Here is a 24097-nt window from a genome sequence, read left to right on the forward strand (position 1 = left end):
TAGCAACTAACGAAAGATGAATTTCAAAACCAAGAGAGGCAAAGAATTGGCGAGGGGTGTCCGTTTAAAGGCGGGGTATGCCCACGAATCTTGCTTATAATTCTTAAGCTGCTTATAGTGCTTGTAAGAACTAATAAGAGCTATAAAGTCTATGGTTATGAATACTATAAAGATTGATGATGATGTTTTGGATTATCTTAAAAGTAAGGCAGATCCTTTCAATGATTCTCCAAATTCAGTTTTAAGACGAGAACTTGGACTAGACAAATCTAAAAGAGCTAGAAATCGAAATGACAATTCAAGGGAAAAAACTATGCAATCTGACGAATTTGTGAGAAAAATTATTAGTGAACACTATGGTTTTGAAGGCCGACCACAAAAGGTGGGCAGATATCGATACCTGTTTAATTTAGATGGGAAACTCGTCTATTTTCAAAATTTTAATGAACCCACAAATAATCTTTGGTATCGTTTAAGGTCAAATGCTCTGGAAAAATTGAAAAAAAAGAATGGTGCTGAAATTGTTTTAACCTATCCTGTTGATCGAGTATTTTATCCAATAAAAGTTTCTGATCTAATTGAAAAGCTAAATCAAAATCATTGGACAAGAGAAGACATAGAGGTAAATATTGATCCTGATCAAGACTATTGGAGAGAATTAAATTGGAGACTGGATAAAGTTGAAGTTTGAGGAATGTTTGTGGGAATAACGACATTGCGCATAAGCTGCAGGCGCCAACCTATTGAATTAATTATAAAATGAAAGGTTAACTAATAAATGAGAAGGCGGCAAGAATGGGTGAGGACTGTCTGCTTGACATTTTCCTTTTAAAAGGAGTTATGTGTCAGTTTTATATTCAGTAATACCTAGAAGGCTACTAACTCCTTGGGTGAACCAACATAATTCGTCTTGTTTTTCATATAACTCCCAAGGTTTATTTTTGCATAACTCAGAGTGATTTTTTCTGTCGCTTAACTCACAAATATTGTAAAAGGGACATTTGCATTTAGCATTGTCAGAACTCTTAAAACCATCTTCTGTTAAATGGCTAAATACATATGCTTGAAGAGCATAAAAGGGTTTTAAATAATACGGCGCTGTCTTATTAGTTTTATTCCAATCATAAGATTGATGATCAAAAGTGTAGAGTTGATCTCTTCCAATAATATCTTCTCCATGGCCGCCCTTTTGTATTAAATCGCAAGGATAATACTCTTCAATATTATCTTCCAACGAATCGATATCTACTTTTCCTGATAGAAAAGGTGCAAGATCAAATAGGTAATGACTTTTTCTTATACCAAAGTACTTTTGATACAATTGTCTAATATATTTCACAGCTAATTCTATTGCCCCTCGGTTTTTAGAGAGAGTTACTATTTCATCTAATTCTTTTATGACTAGCTTAGCCCCCTCCTCAAAGTGGTTTCTAACCTGTTGTATTAACAAAATCCTTCTATCATTTGAGTTTTCAAGTTCTCTACAATCAGACTGATAAAATTGTACCAAATGGATAAAAGCTCGAGCTGGATTGAGTGTTAGTAAAGAAAGGGTGGCTATGATACAAAGATCAATTTTTGGAATATTTTCACCAGTTAAGTGGATTGGTATTCGATTTATAACTTTATAAGGAAAAGTTGGAATTTGATCGTTTTCATAAATGAAACTTTCAATACTATGAGCTAATCCTTCTTCTATCGAGATATTTCCAAATCTAAACGTAGCTTCTTTATGCCCAAACTGGGTTTCAACATTTAAAATTAATTGATAAAAATAGTATTCCTTTTCTTTCCCTTTGAGGTTAAAGCTTTCTTTATTCGATTTTATATCCGTCACAGAAAATGATTGAATATGTCTTCCTTTTATACTCTCATCTTTAAAAACAGGTACTTTTGAACCCAGATACACCTTCTTGGCTTTTAAGAATGTCTTAACCATCCTTTTTTCAGAATCTGACAATAGTTTGTTTCCAGAAGAGATCCCATTTTCTTTTTTTGTTAAAGTTTTGGAGAACAGAGCAAAAAGGTGAAAATTCAAACTGAAATCTCTATATCTTGCAAGGGAACTAACATTAATCAGATAATGCCAATATTCGTGGAGGAATATTGAAAATTTTGCTTTGTTATCTACAAAGACTTCAAATGGTATTTCATCATTTTCATTTTCTTCAAAATCAGGTATAACATTTACATCTCTTGATAATGTTATACAAAATGCATCAGATGCGTATTTACCTAAATTTGATTGAAGCTTATTGTCTTCCAAAGAGGCTAGAAATTTATATTTAAAACTGACACCTAAGTTACAATGAATAAGTGTCTATAATAACAATACAAAGTGCAAAATATGTATTATGTCACAGCTAATTGATATAATATTGCGATACAATATTATTTTTAACAGCCCTTCTTCCGTAAAAAAGAATACGTTTTAAGCATTCAATATTTCATATTTTCCCAATCTGTCCCATCCAATAACAGTTCATTGCACCCTGTTCCAGCCTATCCCGGGGTATTTTTCCTGATTTGAATTAGTGTTACGTTAGCATCAGTTACTGATCACAGTGATGCTTTTGCATTACGCTAACCAACGCTAAGTCGATGCCTGAAACGCTGGAAAAGTTGCCGACCGAGACCCAAGAGCGGGATTACGCCACCTGCCTACAAGAGCTGGAGCAGGGGCTGCCGATCTTTGGACGTATCACTGGCACCACCGATGGGCTCCAGCAAGTAGAAAAGGAACTCCCATTCAACTTCCGGCAGCCCTTCAATGTAGTGAAAGCCATATTCAAATTGGAACCAGGGCTGTACTCCCTTCACACCGGCACCCAAGAAGATATTGTCATTGGGTTTCGCATTGACGGACCCGAGGAGCAGCCGGATACTCAGGCCAACGGACCGAACACCAACAGTACCGCTCCCGAAAACTACTACCAGCAACGGGCCCTCCGCCTGGAAGGCGAGCTACATGACGCCGACCGCAAGATTCGCCAGCTCGTTGATGAAATCATGGGGCTCAAGCGACAGCTCTCTGAAGACAAAACGGCTACGCTGCTGACCCACCAAAAAGAGCTGGGCGACCTCAAGGAATCCCACCGCAACGAAATAGACCGGCTCAAAGAAATTCAACGAAGTAACCTGAAGGCTCTTGAAAAAGAGCTTGGCGAACTGGAAAAGGTCAAATTCCGCATGGAGATGGAGCAGCGGGCCGGCGGCCGCGATGCCGGAAGCCGCATGCTGGATATGCTGGAAGAAAATGCTCCTATGTTTTTTACCGTGATCTCTCAACTGTTTGCCGGTCAGGGCGGGCAAAATAAACAATTCAGTCCATCGCCTGCCGCCCCTGATATCAGCGAAGAGCAGGCCAAGGCAATGGCCGAATCGCTCAAACACCAACTACGACCCACTTCTGGCTCGCTACCCCAACAACCCCATAGCCCCTCTACCGACGAGGCGAGCCAACCCAAAGGTGCCGGGGAGGAGACTCCTCGGCACCTTCCCTCCGAGGAGAACTCAGAGGAATCCGACGATTTTGAACCCCCAGCCACTCTAAACGGCATGTTTAACCCGCCCCATACCAACGGCCACGCCGAACCAACCATTAGCCTGTAGCGACCACGATGAATCCCGGACAACTAACCCTTTTGAAAATGGCCTTGGAATACCTGGCGGGTCAACCTTGTGGTTACGCCTGCTATGCCAAGCGCATTAAATCGCAGCTGGCCTTGTTGCAAGCTGGCGGGCAACCGATCACCGCGGCCGACTGGGTCCAGATGGCAAAGATACTTTCTGTGGAAGCGATAAGCAGGGATATAGGAGCCGAACGCATTGCAAAAACAATATATCCCCTTGTGGATGGATTAGGGCAACACGCTAATACGCTTTGCTATATCCCTGCCCCTTTCGCTTGCAACCAGTTGTTAAGCTTTACGAGCACGACCGTCAGCCCGCAGGTCCGGCGACTGCTCACCGATGTCATCGCTGAGCTGCAAAAGCTCGTCAAAACCAACCGGTAACATATTCATATCAACGATATCAACAACTATTGAGTAGCAGCTATCCCATACCAACTTCCCGCAACGCAGTCACGACCCATGGTTCAGTGATGAGCAACAAGGTGGCAGCAGGCTCCCCACAAGGAGATGCTGCCGCCTCTATTATTGCCCACCGCAAGCAATACCCGGGAATCGAAGGCGTCCTGGAACTGGCTTCGGAGCTGGTTACCAAATATACCGGACGTGAGGATATCCGCGGGTTAGCGCTAAAAATTACCCGCAAGGTTCCCAGGAATATTAATACCGGCCTCCCTGACCTGCGGAACGTAGACCAAATTGCGGGTGCCATTTACAAGTGGATAACGAAAAATATCAACTACGTGCGCGATCCATGGAATATCGAGCGGATCCAATCCCCCGATGTCACCATTCGGCAACAAGCCGGGGATTGCGACGACCACGCGATCTTGTCGGCGGCCCTGCTGCAAAGCTTGGGCATCCAAACCGGCTTTCGGATTGTCAGCCGAACGGGGCGAACCTATGACCATATTTATACCGTCTTCCGATCCCCAGAGGGGTGGAAATCCTTTGATACGACCGTCGCCAAATATCCCGGGTTCAGGTTTGACGAGCGGCTGATCAAAAAGTCCAAGCATCTGCCCAACCGGATGCCGGAAGGATTAGGCATTGACCCCATTACCCTGACGGCTGCTGCCACGACAGCTCTGAAAACGGGAGCCGCTATGAAACCGCTGTTTTCCAAATGGTTTGGCGCCAAAGATAAGGACGAACGCATCGCACGCGGACAATGGCGGGACTACCTGATGGCCCGAGGGGTCCGCTCGGACGTCATTTCCTTTTCCCAAAAGGATAACGCCATCCTCCAGCAGTATGCTATAGTAATTCAAGAGCACGGGCAACCGGCCGTTGATTACCTAAACAAATTTGGAAGCTTGGACAACAGCTTTCTGGCCAGCCAACAACAATCCCGAAACAAAAAATGGCTCCTGTACGGCGGACTCTCGGCCGGGCTTCTTACGCTTGGCGGGATCAGCTACTGGGCCTTCAACCATTAACCACTGTTTATGAGTAGTTCTTATCTGCAACCCGTTGCTATACAACCCGAAAATGATCAGCTGATCATATCCAACCAGCTGTCTGGCGGTGGATTAGAAGGCTGGGAAGAAGATGATCCCTGCCGGTATGCCAACCAAAGCTGCAAGGGCAAAATGTTCGGGGCCCTAAAAAGATGCCGACGCAAGCGCGAAAAATCGCAAGCCCTCTGCAAAGCCCACGAACGCAAGCTAGCCGAAAAGAAGAAAATAGAACAGGAAAAACAGCAGCTCATGACGGCCTTACAGCACAACGTCACCGATACAGCTGCCAAACAGGAAACAGCATCCACAGCCATGATCGCGGGCGCAGCAGTGGGCGGGGTTGCCATTCTGGGAGCCGCCATTTTGCTGGTCGCCAAAAAGAAAAAAGCCAAATCCCAATAAGCATATCCAATCCCTATGAACAGCAGCTCCTACGATCAATTAGATTTTTTGCAAACGACCCAACCGTTTAACTACACAAACAGCTTCCTCCCTCCTGTTGGATCCACAACTAACTCAAAGAAAACCAAGTTTGGCAGTATCCTCAATGACCTGTCCAGCTTTTTAACCACAGCGGCCGATACCGCCGTAACTGTGGATGGAGTTATCAATGGTGGGAAATCCCAATCTGGGGGCACTAGCTTGACGCCCGAACAACAGATGGCGCTAATGCAAGCCCAAAAGTCGGGCGGAAATATGACCTCCCTCCTGCTGATTGGCGGCGTTGTCGTCGTAGGCGGAGGCCTCATGTACACCCTGTTAAAAAAGAAGTCCTGATATGACCGAAGCTATTCAAACAACAGCCCATCCGGTTGGGATCTCTCACTTTATTGACGGACATATTCCCAACGGGCGGTATCCCAATCCCACGACCTCACAAGAAACCGTGTACCTGCAACCCACCGTGCAGTTGCAAGAAGTAGCGAAGGGTGCGGAAGTAACGGATCAGCCCAAGCAATCCCTCTGCGAGCGCCTGGCCGAAGAGGATCCCACCAAAGGAATTCGCGCGTGGTTTAACCAAAACAAAGCTACGCTGGGATGGATCGCCGGTGGATACATGGTCTTGCGAGTTATAACCAGAAAGAGGTAACCGATGAGCTATTCTAACTATAGTGACAACGGATTAGGGTCGGCGGCCATATCCGGCAATATCATTAGCTCGGAGGCCGGCGAACTTCGTATCATCGGACGTCACCCTGAGCGCGGGCTCCCGAAATCCGGGGTCCCCTTTTCGGTAGATGTAGAGGTCGATATCTACCGCACCTTTTGGAACTCGTTTCTTTTTGTCGTTTGCCCGGATGTGGTAGTCGCGGCTTTGGATCCCCAGTCCAGACAAGTATTGGCGATCTCCCGTATTGTCACCAGCATGTGGGACGGCTGTCGCGGCCAAGCCCGGCTTGTTTTCGGTCGCTCGTTCCGGCCCGACAGAAATCATCCCGTCATATTTGAGCTCCACTACAGCAATGTTACCGAGGCGAATATTTCCCAGGCCAAACCCCTGGCCTCCTCGAATGTCATGACCCTTGATTTAGATATCGAGGAAGGCCAACAAAGCGGAGTGTATGCCCAGCCCACCGAGTCCTGGTATGAAATCAATCTTCCGGACCCTGTGGGTGCATTCAGTGGCGTCAATAGTACGCTCAACAAAGCCCTGTGGCTGATTAGTATTGGCGCAGGTGCGTACTTCCTGGCTCCCCTCATGCCCGGACTTCGAGACAGCGTAAAGCAGTTGGCCGGGCGCAACAAGAAACAAGAGGAACAGCCCAATGGATGAGCTTATTGAAGGCCGAGACTACCAAATCGTTGATGACGGAATGGGTGATCTAAGCAATTACCTGCGCCAAACCAGTCGAAATGCTTTTAAAAAAGCAATCGGGTTAGCCGACCGCGCCCTGAGCGGGCGAAAAGGACAAGCCGCTACTACGGCCCTTGTCCTGGCGGATCTGACCAAAGACAGCCGCTCCTTCCAGCAGGTATTCAACAGAAACGCCGACGTCATCAATCAGTACTTCGAGCATGTCGATCTGCAGGCGGTAAGCGATATGATTGGCCTCCAGGATTCGGTCGCCAAAAGCAAGCCTGTGTCTATGATCAAACATGCGGGCATTCTCTCGGCCGGTATTGCCATCGGTGTGGCCGGCCTCTCCTTATATAACAGAAAACAATCTTCACCATGACTCTTAGCATAGGCGATAAAGGTCCGCAGGTCATGCACCTGCAATCGGCACTGAAAGCCCTCGGTATCGGGCTCCCCAAATACGGCATCGATGGGATATTTGGCCCCGAAACTCAGGCAGCCGTCAAAGGGGCCCAACAAAAATTGGGACTCCCAATCAGCGGAATAGCTGACGGAGTACTACTAAGCAGGCTTGGCATTACCCAGCAATCCCTACAAGTGCCAACAAAAAATGCATTACCCAAACCAGCTCTCCTTGCACTTGGGACCATCGCCATCATTGGAATTGGAATCGCAATTAAACGAACCAGACAGAAGTAATATGGAATCCATGACTGCCCAGCAGCTTGCAAAACTGAATATCAAAGGAATAACAATAGCCCAACCCTACGGGCGACTGCTCGGCGAACCCGAGAAGAATGCCGTCATTTTTATCTGGGGCGAAAAAGGCGCGGGTAAATCCACGATGAGCCTGGGACTGGCCGACGCCTTAGCCGAACATGGGCGTATCGAATATATCCCCGCCGAAGAGCATTTTGGCAAAACCCTGGTCGACCGCGTCAAGCGGCTGGGAGCCACCCACCAGAACCTGAATTTTACCAAATGGAAATCCATTCAGGGCCTCAAAGAAATTCTGCTTAAAAACCGGTCCTTTGCCTGCATCTTGGATTCCATTTCGGTGATTGATGCCAACGCGAAGGAAACGGTCGAGCTGGCCCAGTGGTGTCGCGAAAACGGAATCATGTTTGTTATGGTCTCCCATGCCACCAAGGACGGGCAGTACAAAGGCAACACCAGCATCGCCCATGAGTGTGATATTGAGATCAAGGTCACCAAGGAAGGCGGGGCCGAAACCGAAAAGAACCGCTACCGCGAACTTACCGCTATCGCCGTACCCTTTACGGCCCAAGATCGCGAGGTGGCACCGGTTAACCCTACCACCAAAGAAGAAAGCAACCCAGACAGCCGCGAAAACCCCGTGGATACCCCTTTCAAAATCACCTTAAAAGAGCTGGATAAGCTCCACAAAATTCGCTCTTGGAAACGCATCAACTCCATGTTTGGAAGTAAAATGCCGTGCTATGCCCCCAAACATTCTGGGGAATCTGAAAACGCCCACCTGTCTATCCGGTACACCGCCGACTATCCCAAGAAGCGGTACATCATGGACTTGCTTCTGGACGGGCACTTGGAATACCAAGCCTGCACGGAAGGCAAAGGAGGCGGACTCAAAGCGTGCTGGAAAAAACTGGTCAGCAAATATGGCGATCTGGAGATCCGAATTTACAAGCAGGACCACGCCAAAGTCGTGCTGGGCGCCAAAGAGTACAAGCGACAGGAACGAGCGCGTGGCAAACAGGAGTCCAAATCTACTGCGACCAACTCACCTGCGCCAAAGGCCAAGAAGAAACCAGCGGCTGAAAAGATACCAACTCCTGTTAAGCGATCGAAGAAAACTACTACAAAAAAGAAGGACAGTACATCTGACCAAAAACCCCAGCAGCAGGTAGACATTGAAGCGGCCAAAGAAAGTCAGGCCAAATTGGACGCCTTCCTAACCAAAGTATTAGGCTAACCCCATGCGAGAAAATCCTACTGTTACTCCTTTTGAAGACATTACAACCGAGGACTATCCCGGCATTTTTGGCGACTTTGATGGGGACGGGATTCCCAATGCCGACGACCCCAACCCACAACAGTTCGGCGACACCGATACGGTCGAGGAAACCAAGCTTACCGACGAAATCAAACAGTTAATCGAATTGCGAGGGGACTACCAGCAGGCCTTGGACGAGGTGACCAGCAAGCTCAAAGACTTGCAACCGGAAGCCACCGTGAAGGGCCGCGTAAAATCTCCGTACTCGGTCATCAATAAACTGCGTCGCAAGCGTATCAAGACTGATATCAAACAGGCTAATTCTGGTGAGCTCTATACCCAGGGCCTAACCGATATGGCCGGATGCATGATCGTGCTGGCGGGTCAAGCTGAGCTGGACCATGTAGTCAACCAAATTACATCAGGAACAATCGGAGAAGTATTTGAACATGAAGACAAATACGCCGAACCCGTCGGTGGCTACCGAGCGCATCACTTCATCGTGATGGCTGGGGAGGCCGGTGACATTCCCGTCGAAATACAGGTAAAGACCCAGCGGATGGCTAAAATCGCGAGTGCCGCCCACAGCCCCTACAAAAACGGACAGCTTAATACCGGGCGTATGCACGAGCTTACAGACCTGGCCTGGCAAGCGGACCAAGGGGATGAAGTTTCTGCCAATCAAATAGATGCTCTTCTGGACAATCCCACAAAATTGACGCAACAGCTGACGACCCGTAACAATCCTACCAGTGAGCTGCAGGTGCTCCAAGACTCCTTTACTGAAACCGTAACGAAACTGGCCCTGGCCTTTTCCCTCGATAAGTTTCCCACAGAGTACCGGGAGCAAGCCTTGGAACTGTTTCGGGGGCACGGGCAAGTCATCGGCGTCAATTTCGACCAGGTATTTTCAGCGGCCCAACAGGAAGCGAAAACCCCTGAAAATAATGGCGACCCATCATACCAACCCTCCGGAGATCGGCCGGGAGAAGCGGGATTTGGAAGCCGTTTTTCCGGTATTGATCTGAAGAATTTTCAGCCTATCAAACTTTCGAAGTCTGAGCGCCGGAAAGCCAACGAGGCGGCCCTAGCCGTCCTGGAAAAAGAAGATCGCGCGATTACCGAATCAGATCTGGATCTGCTCCGCAAATACACCGGCGCCGGTGGCCTTGGGTATGGTGAGGACGCAACCGGTACCGAGCGTGGCCTGCTTAACGAGCATTACACCTCCTACCCGTTGGTCAGACTCATCTGGGATAAACTCGGAGCCATGGGCGTGGACGGTGGCAACATTTTAGAACCCGGGGCGGGCGTGGGTAATTTTGCAGGTTTCCTTCCCAACCGCGATGCTTATCGCATGCTGATGGTCGAGCGGTCGGCAGTAAGTTCCCGCATTGCGGGGCTGCTATACCCAAGCCAGCTGGTCCGCCACGAAAACTTTGCCCAGACCGACCTGTCGCCATACAACCTAACCGGAGTCGTCGGCAATGTCCCCTTTGGCGATATCAAAATTCATACCCAGCGAGACCCGCTGGCGTCCCTGAATCCACGCATCCACGACTACTTTATCCTGAAGTCCCTGGACGCCCTACAACCCGGTGGTTTTCTGGCCGTGATTACGTCGGTCGGTACCATGGACAAGAAGGATCCAGCCATCCGCCAGGCGATGGTCCAGCGCGCCCGGTTTGTGGGTGCTTACCGGTTGCCCTCGACCGCATTCAAGGACAATGCCGATACGCTGGTTACAACGGACCTGATCTTATTTCAAAAATATCCGGATGTTGACCGCGAAACCCACCCTGATGTCAACAGCGAATTAAATCAGCTCTTTGCCTATGAGGATCTCGCGGCAAGTATCACCGAACATAACGGCCAGTCTTACGAGGCCTACTATAATCCCTACTACCAAAGATATCCCGAGCAGGTGTTGGGCGAGCATATTCAGGGACACGACATGCAGTTTCTCACGCGCATGGGCGTCAAAGGCCAAGTTGATGAGGCTTTGACCGGCAAGGTACTTGGAGATGATCTTCGCTTCCCGTACCCACTTCCCGGGGCATTGCCGTTTTACCGAATCCCTGACGAAGGCGTGCGCCTGGAGACGACCCGCGATTATCACGCCGGGAATATTGTCTGGCACGGGGAGAAATTCTACGAAAAACAGCGCCACTACTTCAAACCTATTACCTTACGTGGATCGAGTAAAGCGGGCGATGGACTTCGCACCAAGATAAGCTCGGCCTGCCGAATGCTTGACTCCTATGATGATTTCGTTACGGCGCTGGCCCGCGGCACCGAGCAAAAAGAGCCGGTTCGCGGAGAGTTTAGGGAACTGCTTCAATCTCATATCGACACCTACGGGATTCCGGACGAAGACGAGGATATCCGCGAGATATTCCGCTACGACAACCGGCTGTATAAGCTTACGACCTTTGTGAAGCGCGACCCCATCAGCGGAGACCTGGTATATGCCGATATCATCGATGCGGATTCCCTATTTAACCGCAATTATGTGCCTGCGGTCTCCGACTCCGATGACCTGGCCGAAATTGCCATGTATGGCCGCTCCATCGGCGAAGAGCTCTCGCTTGATTTCTACCAGTCTACCTACAGGGGCGGGACCGCCAGCCGAGATGAACTCACTAAAGCGATCAAAAATCACCCTGATTTCTTCTATAACCCCGAGACCAATAATTACGAGTTTCGTTATCAATACTTGGCTGGTAACGTCCGCCGCAAGCTGGAAATAGCTGAAGACAATCAGCTGGAGAAAAATATCCAGGCTCTAAAAGCGGTTCTCCCTGAGTGGATTGATGCCTATAGCATTACCGTCGATCCGCGCCACATTTTCACTTACTTGCCAACGAAAGTCCTTACCCAGTGGATAAAAGATGAGCTGGGCTATCGGGATGTACATATCGGACTTGTCAAGGATAAAGCCGAACTCGGCAACCGGTTCTATATGAAACTCCGCAAAGGCGGGCGATACATTAAAGGTGGTGAGGAGACGGCCGACGACTGGAACCAAGGTTGGGGCGAGACGCCGTTCAGCAAGATCATTAATAACTATATCCAGGATTCCAGCTTCCCGCTGGTCTTCTACGACGAGGACGACAACGTGCTCCCGAATATGACGCTAAAACGAGCCGAACAAACCGGACAGCAAGCGCTCATCGAACGAGCCCGCGCCAAACAGCGCACCCACAACGACCAGATGCTCACGCGCGTGCCCCAAAAGTTCAACCAGTGGGTACGAACCAAAGCCTCCACGGAGATTCGCGAGCTGATCGAGCAGGCCTATAACCACGAGTACAACGCCCATATTAATCCGCAATTCGATGGGGCCACCCTCCGCGTTCGGGGCATGTCGGACACCTTCTATGGCGTCAAAGATTTTGCGGTGTACAAACACAACCGCGCGGTCGCCGAGAAGCTCGTATGGAACGGGCGCGGCGCCAACTGCCACGACGTCGGCGCCGGAAAAACACTCTCCTCCATTATTACCTCCCAAGTGCTGCTGCAACAAGGAGCCTGCCAAAAACCCATGTTTGTCGTACCCGGGAAAGTCCAGGAAAAGTGGGTCGAGGAATACGCGATGCTGTTCCCGGAAGCCAAAATCCTCAATATGAAAATGACGGGCTCCGAGCGCCACAAGGAGCTCACCATGGCTCAGCTCTATAATTGGGATGCGATCTTCATCGCCGACCACGCCTTTAAGAGCCTGCCGTTGTCCCCAGCGGTCCAGCAGCAGATGTATTCTGAGCGCGTGGAATACTTCGATCAAATGATTGATAGCTTTGACGAGCTGATCGAAGAAGATGATGCCCTCAGCTCCACGGCCAAAAAGTCGATGGTCACGCGCCTAGAGAAGATGAAAGAAGAGTGGGAGGCCAAGCTGCGCAACGTAGCCAGTGCCCAGCGCCTGGATACCGATATCTTTTTTGATGAGCTCGGTGTGGACGCCCTATTCTTTGACGAAGCCCACTTCTACAAAAATGCCCTGGGCAGCGCCAAAGCCGCCAAGTTGGGCATTGCAGCTAATAAACCGTCCCAACGAGCCGAAGACGCCCTCCAAAAAACGAAGTGGCTGTTTTCCAAAATAGGCTTTAAAAACGTCTTTGTACTGACCGCTACTCCGGTCGTAAACTCTCCGGTGGAAGTATGGCACATGCTCAACCTCTGTGCTCCGGACCTGCTCGAAAAATACCAGATTGCCAACCTGGACAACTTTATCAATCAGTTTGTCCGCGAGGAAGAAAAGATCGTCAAAAAGACCAACGGCGAATACCGGACCGAACGCGTAGTGGCCGGCTACTATAACCTCCCAGAAATGCGAGCGATTATCGACGAGGTTATGGACATCAAAAGCTATGATCAGCTGGTGGGATTTTACGAGAAGTTTCCAGACCTACTCAAAGATGACTCTGGAAACCTCGTAACCGACAACCAAGGCAATCCCCAAGCGCTTAAACCCAAATTCCGGCGCCCCGAAGCCGAAACCAAGCAGCAGGTGATTGAACCCAGCGAAATTCACAAATTGTTATTTGATGACATCATTCTGCGGGCTGATAACATCTTGGATTGCATGCGCCAGCGCGGGTGTCAGACGAAAGACAACTTCCTGGTCATTACCGGCGATGGCAGCAAGATTGCAACCGATCTGCGCGTCTATGACCACAGTTTCGCAGGCGTAGATGGGAAATTCCTGAAGCTCGGGGCCCTGACCCAAAACGTAGCCGAAAGTTACGCTACCCGCGAGAACCCCGCCCCAAGCAGAATTCCGGAAAGCATTTATGGGGATTTCTTTTCCAAAGTACCGCCCGCCAGAGAAAACCCGAACCCCTACGCGGGTCAGTCGCGGCACAAACTAATTAAGGAGCTCAAATCCCTGGAATACTTTGGGGAAGTAGCCAGTGAAATCGAAGCCACCGAAGGCGACATGCACGCGGTGCCGGTCGGCAAACAGTACTTGCTCAATAAAATTGAAAAACAGCGCGAAAAGCACTCCGATGGTTCGGACGCCATGGAAGAAACCTTCGACCGGGCGGTGATGATTATCGAAGCCCTGTACAGTGGGCGCGAAAATCCAGCTGCTCCTACCTTCCGCAACCAAATTATCTTCTGCGACTGGATCTCTGTGGAAGGCCAAAAAGGCGGCAGTTATCACCAGCTGATAAAGGAGGAACTGACGAAAGCAGGTGTTCCGGCTAACGAAATTGCCATCATTAACGGCTCGATTATTGGCACCGACAGCAAAGGTAGCGATTACTTCGTCTCTTCCTCCGATGACAAGGAAGCCCTCAAAAAAGAGGTGCAGGACGATTTCAATATCGGCAAGTACCGGGTGCTGATCGGTAACCAATCCATCGCCGAAGGCATGAACCTGCAAAAATGGACCACCGACCTGCATCACATGGACGTGCCCTACACGCCCTCGCAGATCCAGCAGCGCAACGGGCGCGGGCTCCGCCAAGGGAACCAACACCAGAAAGTTAACATCCATTTTTACCTGATGAAGGACTCCTTCGATCAGTACCGCCTGGAGCTGGTTAGCAAGAAGCAAAGCTGGATTGATGAGCTCTTCTTTGGCGACGGTCGGGAAACCTCAGCCGATTCCGAAGGAGAATCCCTGGAATACGAGCAGATGGTGGCCGCCACCAACTCGGACCCACGAGTCAAAGAATTTTTCCAATCCAAAGCCCAGACCAAGGTGCTGAAGGCCCGCATCGACTCCCTGCTTAGCGAGACCCAGCGGCTGGAGTCTTCCCTCGCGCAAGCAAGTCAGGATGTGGCCAAGAAAAGTGAACGAATGGAATCAGCGATCCAGCGGGAGCAAGCCCTTATGGATTCGGAACTGCCGGAATCGGGCCAACAGGCCCTTGAAAACGGGCTTATTCGCATCGGCTGGCTGGACTACAGCGGTGAGATCGGCACCATTGAAAACAACCTCTCTTCCGATGGCAAGCGCATCCCCCGATTCCGTCACGAGCTTACTTTGGAAGTCCCGAAAAATAACGCCAACGGGCGGGTGCTGTTTAACCTCCTTCCTGATCCGAACGCTCCGAGCCGAAGCTTCTACAATAAGATCAAATGGAGCTCCATCAAACAGATGGCCGGTGACCAGCTGAAGGCAGCCTTCGGCTGGAGTATGGGCGAACCCGTCCAATCGGGGCGAAGCCTGGCAGGCAACAAAGGTAATATTATTGCGGACGAATTGGATTTTTATGCCCATTACGAGGTAGATATCGAGGCCGAAAAGCAAAAAACAGGCCCGGACGGCAGCGAAGTCACCTACGATCAGATCAAGCAACAGCTCGGCATGTACAAGACCGAGCGATGGCTACCGATCATCAGAATCAAACTGGCCGAACTCTTCCTGACCTTGGAACAGGGCTGGCAACAGTCGGCCGAAGGACGCATCCAGCAGATCAGCTCCGAGCTGGACCGATCCAAAAAGACATTGCGAGAACTGGAGACTACCCACCAGCAAACCCTGAAAGAGCTGGAGCAGGCCCAGTCCGACCTCACCACTAACCAGGACACCGTAACCCGACTGCAAGATGTCGTCAACGAACTGGTCAAAACCAAATTTACCGACCGATCGGAATTGTACGAAGAGCTCAACCGCATTGCACCTACCTACGGAGTGAAGGGTACCGTCCGCGTCCGCGAAGTTGGTATTTATCGCGACCGCCCAACGGGCGAAAACATTCGCCCTAACCGGTCCGAGAAAGAATCATCCTTAAAAGCTCTCCCTATGCCCTTGAAGACACTCTTTGGTGAACCGCTGGTCTATGCTGGTACCGTTGGTGAACTGGAATTCATCGACTCCAAGGGGTTCATGCAGCGCATCGCCAGAGAAGACCAAGACCTGGCGATGATCATTGACGCTGAAGGCACCACGCTGTTCGCCTTCCCAACGGCCCGCATGAAACTAATCAAAGGGGCTTATGCCAGCGACCAAGCCACCCGGATGTACGAGGAGTTCCACCATTTCCCGGCCGACAGCTACGACTACGAACTGTTTCCACCGGCCGGCGCCGAGCTGGTTTCCATCGGTCACGCCGAACGCATCATGTACAGCAGCGACAAGGTGATCTACTCCGGCGACCAGAAAGGAGACGACCACCACTACTACCACTATTTCGACGATGGTAAACGACCCGTCTTCCAATATGGGGACGTGTATATCATCACCAACCTGAACATTGACGGCCGAGGCATCCTTAATTAATCCTTACCAAACCAACCTATGACCCAACGAATATTTGCAAAAAATCCAACTCACTTGGATGTAATCGAAAACCCAACAACCCCAAAACCTGCAACTATGGCAAAACAAACAACAACCGAAAAGGCTGTCGGCGAATTCAAGCAGCAGCTTATCACTGCCGGATATATTGTGGGCGGCCAGGCAATTGGTGCGCAGCTTAACGGGCTGGCCGTACCCGCTATCCTTGGCGGAAGCTCGGCTACCGTCCAGCAAGCGGCCCGCGTTGGCCTCCCGCTCACCCTTGGCATGGCCTTTACCATGTTTACCAAAAACAAACACCTTCGCGGTCTGGCCATGGGGCTCGGCGTGCAAGGCGTAATGGAACTGATCAAGTTCGTCATGCCCGACTGGACGCCCTCCCAGGGCCTGATGGAAGGCAGCGAATACCTGTGGGATGAGGAAAACTTAGCGCCACAACCAGCACCACCAGCACAACTCCCCGTAGAAACCGGCCACGTCTCTCAAATCGAAACCGTATTTGAAGATACCGTGGAGGTTTAATCGGCAACCCATTTTTCTCATAGCTCTGACTGAATAAGGGACTGCCTGCGGGAACAAGCAGTAGGCCACAACGGCCCCACTTATAACCCTTTTAACTAACAACGAACTATGAGTAACCAAATTTCTAAAAAAGCTATTGTCCCCGCCAGCGCGCGTATCAAAACTTATTTTGATACCCAGCAAGTCACCCAAAACGGCGCTGTCGTTAACTTCTTTCCGCCAAACTCCACGCGGAAAATCACCCGCAACAATTACGTGGGCAATCCCTTCCCGGGTGAACTCAAGCGACGCATCCTCGCGCTTTCCTTCGAGGTGACCAAACAATTCATCGAGGACGATGAGGCCAACGGCATCGATGCCCGCGGGATCGTCAACTCGCTGAAGGACGCCGGCGTCATTTTGCAGGCTGATAATGACAACAAGGAGTTCCTGCGCGTGCCCATCTCCAAGCATTCAAACTTCTCTGGCACTGACGTGCAGTTGGTAGCCGGCACGGCGAATACCGTAGATGCCCCGGTGGTCTTCAAACGCATCGCTGCCCTTCGTTCAGCGGACGAGTATCGCCTGGCCGATCCCTTCGATCTGGCAGTCAATCAAACCTTGTCGCTGTCAGTTCACTTCGAGGACTCCTCTGTGTTCCCGAGTGATGAGAACTGGACAACGTCCGGCCAAGGCCTGCTGTACCTGCGCGCCAGCATTGTCGTGGCTGAGATGAAGCCCAAAAAATAACCCTCTAACCGGCAGCGGCACCGAGCCGTTGCCGGCTTTTTTATTGCCCTAACTCCTAGCTGACCATCATGAAAATTGTCAAGAATTTTATTCCACCAACCGAATCTACGCCCTTTAACCCGGCCAAAGCCATTGAAATTCCAGCCGGTGGCACCGGTCATATTATGATGAATGGCATGGGCGGGGAAAGTTTTGGCGTCCGAAAGATCTTGCCTTATGCCCCTGACATGAACAAGATATTCGTATCGGCACGACTTAACGAAGACCTATACCTGTTTCGAGACCTCCAATTGTCGGTTGTTCATCAGCTGTTCCAACACATTGACGGGCTGCTGGCCCCGTTTATTATTCAAAAAAGTAACAGCCTGGTCTTCGAGCTGACCAATGCCCACAACGCAGCTCAGACCGTAAATATCCAGCTCATCGGCTATGACCATTATAGCCTGACCAAGCTGATAAACATCTACTCCGACATTGGCAGCCCAATGCCCCAACCGCGCTTTCTCTACGGGCAAGCCACGCTGGCGGCGGGTGCGGTCAATATCGATATGGGCGTCAAAGCCAAAAGCATCGACGTAGAAGCCCGACGCCTGGCGATGAGCAGCGACCGGCCCGGCGATATCACCGCCAGCCTGAAGGTCTATAATACGACCATCCGCAACGAAGTGTATCTGGAACAGATTAACGATGAGTTCGGCCCCTTCTATGCCAATGTCCCCTTTATCATCGGCTCTAATATACCTTTCCAAGTGTATGCTTCCAATAAAGGGGCGCAGCAGGCAGGCGTAAGTTTTCTGTGTGAGTCCTACGTAGTTGAGAAGTCGGACGTAAACCCACTGGAGGTATAACCGATGTGGAATAGCCTCATTCAGTCGCTTTGCGAGCTCACCCAAAAAATGGACAGCCTGTTGGACCAGCTACGGGCTGGCTCGCCTTCCATTGGAATCGGCCCCGCCGGACGTATTGGGACCTCTATTTCGCCGGTCCTCAAACAGGGAATCCAACCGGTAAAACTGGTCAATGGCAACCCCATGCGCCTGGGCGTTATCATCCAGAATAGCAGCGACGGCGAATTCATGATCGCCCTGGACGAGAATCGTATTGACGAGCGCTATTACACCTTTCGACTGAAACCCGGCGAAACCCTGCACATGGACGAGCGCCAGTTCAAAGAGCTTTACAAAGGTGGTATGATGGGCCTGTGGGATGAGGAGTCCGGAGCTTTAGAGAACTCAAAAGCACTCGTAACCGAACTCTTCTGGACCACCTAGCATGAGCGAAATCACCGGTAAAGAATTTTCCGAAGGATTTAAAATGCGGGTTGTCAGCGGTATGCTGGTCGACGGCTCCATTCAAGTATCCTGGGCCACCGGCAAAAAAGCTTCGTCTCAGATGGATTGGGGCTTGGATCCCGAAAATCTGGCCAGGACTCCCGAGTATCACCGGGAGCCTGCGGAGATGGTCCGTTACCACACACTTTATTTCCCCATCACCTACCTGGATGCCCGGCACTACTTTAGGGTTCGATCCAAGACCGCAGGGGGACAGGTCGGCCAATCACGCATTTACTCGGTCATTACCCCCGATGATGTTCAGCGCACGACCCAGTCGCCGACCGGAGAGGTGATCTTAGAGCTGCAGCCTATCGAGGATGAAGAAGGAAATCTGCTTTGCACACCAGCAACGGACATCCGGGCCGATCACCAACCGGAAGCGAGCTCACAACCCATAACCAGCGGTCTATCAACGGATGCGAATCTGTCAGAACTGACGGGCGCCACCAGCAGCAATGCCACCACCAACCCCATTACCATTATTAGCTAAACTTATGAATAGCATCAATCAAACCCTTTCCATTGGCACCCCGAAATCAGGGATGGACCTGTTTTGTAACGTTAGCATCGACGGTGAGCACCTGTTTCGAATGCACTGCGAGTCGTTCGTGGGCAACCTGCTGCGCGACGTCCACGGAATGATGCACGGCGGCAAAACGGATCGGCTGATTAGCCCCGGCGACGATTACGTGCAGGACGGGAAAATCACGTCCCTGCACATTACCAATGGGGCTTTGGAAATCTATAGTCAATACTATCTTCAGTATATATTTAGTGGTATGCACGGGGTGAATCCCAACGGTGAGGAGCCCGTCTGGGTACATATCTGGGGATGCAGCTCGGTCCCACAGATCAACGGCACCTGGGAAGTTGAAAGTACCCACGGCGACTATTATATCCGCCTGAAAGATGCCCCCACGAATTTTGACCCAGCAACCTACGTGGCCGACCAGGCGCAGGTTATTGCAAAGCACTACCATCCCATTACGACCACCGAAAGCTACTGCCCACCTTTTCGCGTTATTTTACCCACCATCGGGCAAGGCAACCGTCCGGTAAGCATATCTGATGTAGGACTGCACAATCCCATTGACGCGCTACTGGCTCGGGGCGCCCGGTCAGTTTCAGGCGTGGTTACCGACCAGCAAAAAAGCGTCTTTACCGTATCAGCTCCGTTTACCAACGGCTCCGGAGGCGACCTGGCCATTATCGAAATGGGGCTGATGACGCATATCAACGTCAATCGCCATGAAATCAACACCATTGCCACCCTCTATGCACGCGACGTACTGCCTGCAGCTCTGAACCTGCCCAATGGCAAGACGCTAACCTTGGACTACGAGTGCCGGTTTGAGCTCGAAAACTTCAACCAGGACACTGACCTTAACGGTTCCAACGGGGGCTTCACCGCCGAATTTGTGGGCGCCCTCCGGCGACAAGCGGTGGAAAACACCAATACCAACTGGCGGGACCTGATGTGCATCGCCGGTGGGGGCACCTCGATGACCTCCCTGGAACGCCGGGCGTCCGAAGTGAATAAAGGATGGCATCTGGGACTCCGACTCGGCCAAAGCAACAAGTTCGTTTCTATGACCGACACCGACCTGTCTCCGGATGCAACCCAAGAGACGCCCTACAGCCTTGGAGGCATTACCCATGGTAGCGGAGACGGACAGTTAATCCATCACGGGATGATTATCGATGATCAGGTGACCATTGATGAGGCCAACAATGAGGCGCACTTCAACCTGGCGCGCGTGTTTGAAAACCAGGGCGCTACCGACATTACCATCAAAGAAGTCGGGATCTATGCCAACCGGGGAGATGATTATGACGAGTGGGTGCCCAAGCTAATAGCCCGCCGGGCCTTGGCCCCTGCTGACCAGTTTACCATCATGGCTGGGCAAATGCGGAAGGTCAGCTACAAGATCAAGATGGTAGTGTAATGACCAGCTCATTTTCGATATCGGCCGAGCTTACCTACGCTCGAATTCGCGGCCTGATGGGATATTTCTCCGAAGCCTCCAGGCAATATGGCCTACCTCTGACATTGCTACTGGCAGTGGCTTCCCGCGAGAGCCGGATGGGGCTAGCCCTGTCAGCTGACGGCACCGGTGATCACGGATACGGGGTAGGAATCATGCAGATCGACCGGCGATATCATCCCGGGTTTACCGGGAGCCACAGCCCCTTTGACCACCAGGCCAACATCGATTATGGCGCCGAGTATCTGGCGAAACTGAACAGGCAGTTCAATGGAAATACCACCCAAGCCGTAGCTGCCTATAACGCCGGCCCCAATAAAGTGCGAACTGCCATCTACGCGGGCCTGCCCCCGGACTCGGTCACCACCGGAGGAGATTATAGCCATGATGTGCAGGAGCGAAAACAGCTCATCCGCGGGCTACTCGGCCTCTCCCAAGCAACCAGCTTATCCATATATGTCCTTCCGATGGCTGCTATCGCCTTTGCAACTTATAACTATATGACTACTAAACGCCCATGAACTCTGAATCACGTTATATCTACGACCAGCCCCAGGAAACCCAAGGATTGGGACGGATGCCCACGCGTCCGTCAATGCTTCGACCAGTTCTGGAGGAACCAGCCACTCGCAAACGACCCCAGCAATTAAGGCCACGAGTACAGCCGCGACCTATTCCAAAGCCAAAGCCCGTGCCTTTACCTCGGCCTGTTATTGACAAAAATCCGGTACCTGCTCCTCCGAAGCTAAATATCAACACAATTAAGAAACCCATTACTAAGCAGTCGAAGCCGACCTCTAAACCGAAAACCACAAACAAATCTGCCAGCAAGCAACAGCTTAATTCCCACAAGGATATCCTAGCGGGCACTTTTAGCATTGTCGGGGTGAAGGTCAAGAAAACCCATGCGGCTATGGCAGGTGGAGGAATTGCAGGCGGCCTGCTGCTTTGGAAAATCCTCTTTTAATAACTCAAAACATTCAGGTGAAATACTATGGAAACCACTTTTGTAAATGAATCCTCTTGTGGATGTACTGGCAATGGACTTTCGGGCAGTACAAATGTTACCCAGCCCGATTGCGGCTGCAGCGGAGGATTGGGAGAAGCCACAGCCCCCGAAACCCAGAAAGATCTGATCAGCGAAGCCAAAAAATACATTAACGGCGAAATACCGTCCAGCTATAAGATCGCTGGCGGAGTAGCTCTGATCCTCCTTCTCACCTTAGCCACGAGAGGTAACTAATATGAACAGAAATGATTATTTGGCCCTCCTTGACAGCTACGGCAATCACTTTTCAATCTCCGAGCTTGAAATCCAAGGTCCTGGCACCTTAAGTCGCATGGATACCGGGTTTTTGCGGTCGTTCTTGGCTTGGCGTAGCTGGCACGGGGTGCCGGCCATGATATCCTCGGCTTGGCGCAAAGGAGATCCAAGATCCCATGGCCGAGGCCTGGCTCTTGACGTACTACTATTTGACCAGTGGCTATCCAGTCAACCTTCGGCCCTCCAACATTGGCTATTAGCCACAACCTGGGGATTCCGAGGTGTGGGCTTGTACTTTGATTGGAGCTATACCAACAAAGAAGGTAACAAAGTACCAGCTATCGGTTTGCACGTGGACGGTTGGACAGGGAACGGCCGGTCCCAGCGCCCGCTGCGGTGGCTCCGTATTGACGGCAATTATTATTACCAATCACTTGCCAGCGGTCATTTCTATTGCAAATCAAACAAGCAATCCATCACGCTGGATGAGGCGATCAAGAGGTACGCCCCATGAGCAACTCACAACCCAATGGGTTTTTCCAAAAGTACAAAGAGCTGATCGTTACCACGATCATCTGCCTTTTTTTGACGGGCATCTATGATTCCATCAATAACCAGACCGCTGAGATTAAAAAGTGGTATGAGCTGATGATTGGCATAAATGAAAAAGTGAAAGTACAGGCTGACAACCTTCACCGGTTGGAAAAGAGCCTGGAAACACATGTTCAGCATGCAGATGAACGCTTCAATGATCAAAACAGGCGAATTCGATCTATTGAATTCGAAACTATTCCCCGCGGGATCCACCGGTATAAAACTCAAATTAAAGAGGACACCTCCAATGCTGAAGATACTAAAACCAATTATTAAGGCGGTCCCCACCTTAATTGGGCTTTTCAAAAGCAAAACCCCTGAAAAGGGAAAGGGAATCGTAAAAAGTGGCGTAGCTAGCCTCACGATTTCCGGACTCCTGTCAACCGGCAGGTTATCTGCATCTGGTATTGATACAACCCTTTTGCTCATTCTCTCCATCCTAGAGATCATTGGATATCTCTATGGCATGGTAGCCATTTCTTCAGGTGTGGCCCAAACCAACGGCATAGACCAACTACTCCAAGGCAAGGGAGAAGGCCTCCAAAAAAAGCAGGCAAAAGCCCTGGGACACCAGTGGCTCAAACAGATCCAGAAGAACCAATATCAAAAGCTACCAGGTAACTCTTTATTTGATGACGACCACTCCGACCTCCGAGTCAAAGCCATGGATATTTCCCATTACAAAACCCATAAACCTAATAAGAACAACCAATGACTATCTTCTTAACATTTTTATTTACCACCATCCTGCTGCTTACCACCAGCGATTGGATAACCAGCCTGCTAACCACGAATAACCTGGCCGAGATAGGTGTGGTTATACTCGGAATGGTTGCCCTTTCGGCTTCCCTGCAAGTTCGAACACTCTTTGAAAAAGTCCAAGATATTCTTCGATTGTATGCTCAATACACCAATCCAAATAGTGATGAAGGAAGAAAGCTTTCACCACAAGAAAAAGAGCGGCTGTTAGATCTTTTTTTGCATGAGTTACGAATTGTAATTAATCATTTTGGTGGCACCATATTAATACGTGTGAGTATATTGACTAAAAAAATATTACATAAATTCTTTTAGTCAATAAGTAAATCCATACTACAGAATTATGATCATACCTCTACCACCTTTGGAAAATCGTTCTGCAGAAACTAGTAACTGCAAAAAGGGTTATTAAAGTAATAATTTAAATAGGAAATAATCCTTGTTTCCATATTCACAATAAAACACTCCAAAGCAACACTCAAATTGATCATAAATACCATTTTAGCTGCGGTGATACCAAAGTGTAGGACATGCCAGATCATAAGTCCTGATCCAGTATAGGTTAATCCCATCACGATTGTTGAAAATAAGCCTATTGACATAAGTCAATGAAGTACATATTTTGTGAGTGAACGATCACTAATTAAAAGTTAGTGCTTAACCTTTTAGTTAGCCTGGTTCTCTACTATCTATAAATAGTTTGAACCAAATCAATTAATAAATTAAAGGGATAGCACCATTATTTTAAATCAGTTACACTTTGTTACTTTCTTCAATAATTACTCGTAGGGGG

The 24097-nt window shown here is 49.9% G+C and carries 27 protein-coding genes; 24 read left to right on the forward strand and 3 right to left on the reverse strand.

Translation table 11 applies throughout. The features are described from left to right. The first annotated feature begins 157 nt into the window (after positions 1-157). Positions 158-691, forward strand: a complete 534-nt coding sequence (locus ACT3IB_RS08025; RefSeq protein ID WP_491538485.1) for a hypothetical protein — start codon at positions 158-160, stop codon at positions 689-691. Between the two features lie 147 nt (positions 692-838). Here ACT3IB_RS08025 and ACT3IB_RS08030 read toward each other — a convergent pair whose 3' ends face one another. Then, positions 839-2266 (reverse strand): hypothetical protein, encoded by a 1428-nt coding sequence (locus tag ACT3IB_RS08030; RefSeq protein WP_491538486.1) that lies wholly within the window; start codon positions 2264-2266, stop codon positions 839-841. A 335-nt stretch (positions 2267-2601) separates the two neighbouring features. Here ACT3IB_RS08030 and ACT3IB_RS08035 point away from each other — a divergent pair, with 335 nt between their 5' ends. The 6 genes from ACT3IB_RS08035 (at position 2602) to ACT3IB_RS08060 (ending at position 6182) form a co-directional block, all read left to right on the forward strand. After that, the gene (locus ACT3IB_RS08035; RefSeq protein WP_491538487.1) at positions 2602-3612 is read left to right on the forward strand and encodes a hypothetical protein; all 1011 of its coding nucleotides are present in this window, start codon (positions 2602-2604) and stop codon (positions 3610-3612) included. Between the two features lie 161 nt (positions 3613-3773). Then, complete coding sequence (locus ACT3IB_RS08040) at positions 3774-4016, forward strand: hypothetical protein (RefSeq protein WP_491538488.1); 243 nt, start codon at positions 3774-3776, stop codon at positions 4014-4016. 89 nt (positions 4017-4105) lie between these two features. Continuing rightward, positions 4106-5071 (forward strand): transglutaminase-like domain-containing protein, encoded by a 966-nt coding sequence (locus ACT3IB_RS08045; RefSeq protein ID WP_491538489.1) that lies wholly within the window; start codon positions 4106-4108, stop codon positions 5069-5071. A 9-nt stretch (positions 5072-5080) separates the two neighbouring features. After that, positions 5081-5494, forward strand: a complete 414-nt coding sequence (locus ACT3IB_RS08050) for a hypothetical protein (protein WP_491538490.1) — start codon at positions 5081-5083, stop codon at positions 5492-5494. A gap of 15 nt (positions 5495-5509) precedes the next feature. Beyond that, the gene (locus tag ACT3IB_RS08055; RefSeq protein ID WP_491538491.1) at positions 5510-5869 is read left to right on the forward strand and encodes a hypothetical protein; all 360 of its coding nucleotides are present in this window, start codon (positions 5510-5512) and stop codon (positions 5867-5869) included. A gap of 1 nt (position 5870) precedes the next feature. Then, positions 5871-6182, forward strand: coding sequence for a hypothetical protein (locus ACT3IB_RS08060; protein WP_491538492.1), 312 nt, complete (start codon positions 5871-5873; stop codon positions 6180-6182). Between the two features lie 33 nt (positions 6183-6215). Here ACT3IB_RS08060 and ACT3IB_RS08065 read toward each other — a convergent pair whose 3' ends face one another. Next, on the reverse strand, positions 6216-6482 hold the full coding sequence (locus tag ACT3IB_RS08065; protein ID WP_491538493.1) for a hypothetical protein: 267 nt from the start codon (positions 6480-6482) through the stop codon (positions 6216-6218). A gap of 219 nt (positions 6483-6701) precedes the next feature. Between ACT3IB_RS08065 and ACT3IB_RS08070 the strand changes: the two genes are divergently transcribed. The 7 genes from ACT3IB_RS08070 to ACT3IB_RS08100 all read left to right on the forward strand — a co-directional run bounded on the left by ACT3IB_RS08070 (position 6702) and on the right by ACT3IB_RS08100 (position 17368). Continuing rightward, a complete protein-coding gene (locus ACT3IB_RS08070; RefSeq protein WP_491538494.1) occupies positions 6702-6866 on the forward strand; it encodes a hypothetical protein in 165 nt (54 codons plus the stop codon). Then, complete coding sequence (locus ACT3IB_RS08075) at positions 6859-7269, forward strand: hypothetical protein (protein WP_491538495.1); 411 nt, start codon at positions 6859-6861, stop codon at positions 7267-7269. Before ACT3IB_RS08070 ends, ACT3IB_RS08075 begins: the two co-directional genes overlap by 8 nt. Continuing rightward, positions 7266-7589, forward strand: a complete 324-nt coding sequence (locus tag ACT3IB_RS08080; RefSeq protein WP_491538496.1) for a peptidoglycan-binding domain-containing protein — start codon at positions 7266-7268, stop codon at positions 7587-7589. Before ACT3IB_RS08075 ends, ACT3IB_RS08080 begins: the two co-directional genes overlap by 4 nt. Continuing rightward, complete coding sequence (locus tag ACT3IB_RS08085) at positions 7531-8844, forward strand: P-loop NTPase family protein (RefSeq protein ID WP_491538497.1); 1314 nt, start codon at positions 7531-7533, stop codon at positions 8842-8844. Before ACT3IB_RS08080 ends, ACT3IB_RS08085 begins: the two co-directional genes overlap by 59 nt. 4 nt (positions 8845-8848) lie before the next feature. Continuing rightward, positions 8849-16099, forward strand: a complete 7251-nt coding sequence (locus ACT3IB_RS08090; protein WP_491538498.1) for a helicase-like domain-containing protein — start codon at positions 8849-8851, stop codon at positions 16097-16099. Positions 16100-16195: 96 nt separating this feature from the next. After that, on the forward strand, positions 16196-16639 hold the full coding sequence (locus ACT3IB_RS08095) for a hypothetical protein (RefSeq protein WP_491538499.1): 444 nt from the start codon (positions 16196-16198) through the stop codon (positions 16637-16639). A gap of 108 nt (positions 16640-16747) precedes the next feature. Further along, positions 16748-17368 carry a hypothetical protein gene (locus ACT3IB_RS08100; RefSeq protein ID WP_491538500.1) on the forward strand — a complete coding sequence of 207 codons (621 nt, stop codon included), beginning with the start codon at positions 16748-16750 and terminating at the stop codon, positions 17366-17368. A 266-nt stretch (positions 17369-17634) separates the two neighbouring features. Here ACT3IB_RS08100 and ACT3IB_RS08105 read toward each other — a convergent pair whose 3' ends face one another. Further along, positions 17635-18261 carry a hypothetical protein gene (locus ACT3IB_RS08105; RefSeq protein ID WP_491538501.1) on the reverse strand — a complete coding sequence of 209 codons (627 nt, stop codon included), beginning with the start codon at positions 18259-18261 and terminating at the stop codon, positions 17635-17637. Positions 18262-18264: 3 nt separating this feature from the next. On the opposite strand from ACT3IB_RS08105, the gene ACT3IB_RS08110 reads away from it, so the two are divergent. Genes ACT3IB_RS08110 through ACT3IB_RS08155 form a run of 10 tightly spaced genes read left to right on the forward strand, consistent with a single transcriptional unit; the run spans position 18265 to position 23619 of the window. Continuing rightward, entirely contained in the window at positions 18265-18639 is a 375-nt protein-coding gene (locus ACT3IB_RS08110; protein ID WP_491538502.1) for a hypothetical protein, read from the forward strand. A 1-nt stretch (position 18640) separates the two neighbouring features. Continuing rightward, on the forward strand, positions 18641-19192 hold the full coding sequence (locus ACT3IB_RS08115; RefSeq protein WP_491538503.1) for a hypothetical protein: 552 nt from the start codon (positions 18641-18643) through the stop codon (positions 19190-19192). Positions 19193-19196: 4 nt separating this feature from the next. Beyond that, positions 19197-20648, forward strand: a complete 1452-nt coding sequence (locus ACT3IB_RS08120) for a glycosyltransferase family protein (RefSeq protein WP_491538504.1) — start codon at positions 19197-19199, stop codon at positions 20646-20648. A 56-nt stretch (positions 20649-20704) separates the two neighbouring features. Next, positions 20705-21208: a transglycosylase SLT domain-containing protein gene (locus tag ACT3IB_RS08125; protein WP_491538928.1), complete on the forward strand. Its 504-nt coding sequence runs from the start codon at positions 20705-20707 to the stop codon at positions 21206-21208. Further along, entirely contained in the window at positions 21205-21654 is a 450-nt protein-coding gene (locus tag ACT3IB_RS08130; protein ID WP_491538505.1) for a hypothetical protein, read from the forward strand. Before ACT3IB_RS08125 ends, ACT3IB_RS08130 begins: the two co-directional genes overlap by 4 nt. 27 nt (positions 21655-21681) lie before the next feature. Next, on the forward strand, positions 21682-21930 hold the full coding sequence (locus ACT3IB_RS08135; protein ID WP_491538506.1) for a hypothetical protein: 249 nt from the start codon (positions 21682-21684) through the stop codon (positions 21928-21930). A 1-nt stretch (position 21931) separates the two neighbouring features. Further along, complete coding sequence (locus ACT3IB_RS08140; RefSeq protein ID WP_491538507.1) at positions 21932-22465, forward strand: hypothetical protein; 534 nt, start codon at positions 21932-21934, stop codon at positions 22463-22465. Next, on the forward strand, positions 22462-22821 hold the full coding sequence (locus tag ACT3IB_RS08145; RefSeq protein ID WP_491538508.1) for a hypothetical protein: 360 nt from the start codon (positions 22462-22464) through the stop codon (positions 22819-22821). The genes ACT3IB_RS08140 and ACT3IB_RS08145 overlap by 4 nt, the downstream gene beginning before the upstream one ends. Further along, positions 22793-23260, forward strand: a complete 468-nt coding sequence (locus ACT3IB_RS08150; RefSeq protein WP_491538509.1) for a hypothetical protein — start codon at positions 22793-22795, stop codon at positions 23258-23260. The genes ACT3IB_RS08145 and ACT3IB_RS08150 overlap by 29 nt, the downstream gene beginning before the upstream one ends. After that, a complete protein-coding gene (locus ACT3IB_RS08155) occupies positions 23257-23619 on the forward strand; it encodes a hypothetical protein (protein ID WP_491538510.1) in 363 nt (120 codons plus the stop codon). Before ACT3IB_RS08150 ends, ACT3IB_RS08155 begins: the two co-directional genes overlap by 4 nt. The last annotated feature ends 478 nt before the right edge of the window (positions 23620-24097 follow it).

It is taken from the genome of Fodinibius sp. GM21 (assembly GCF_058386955.1).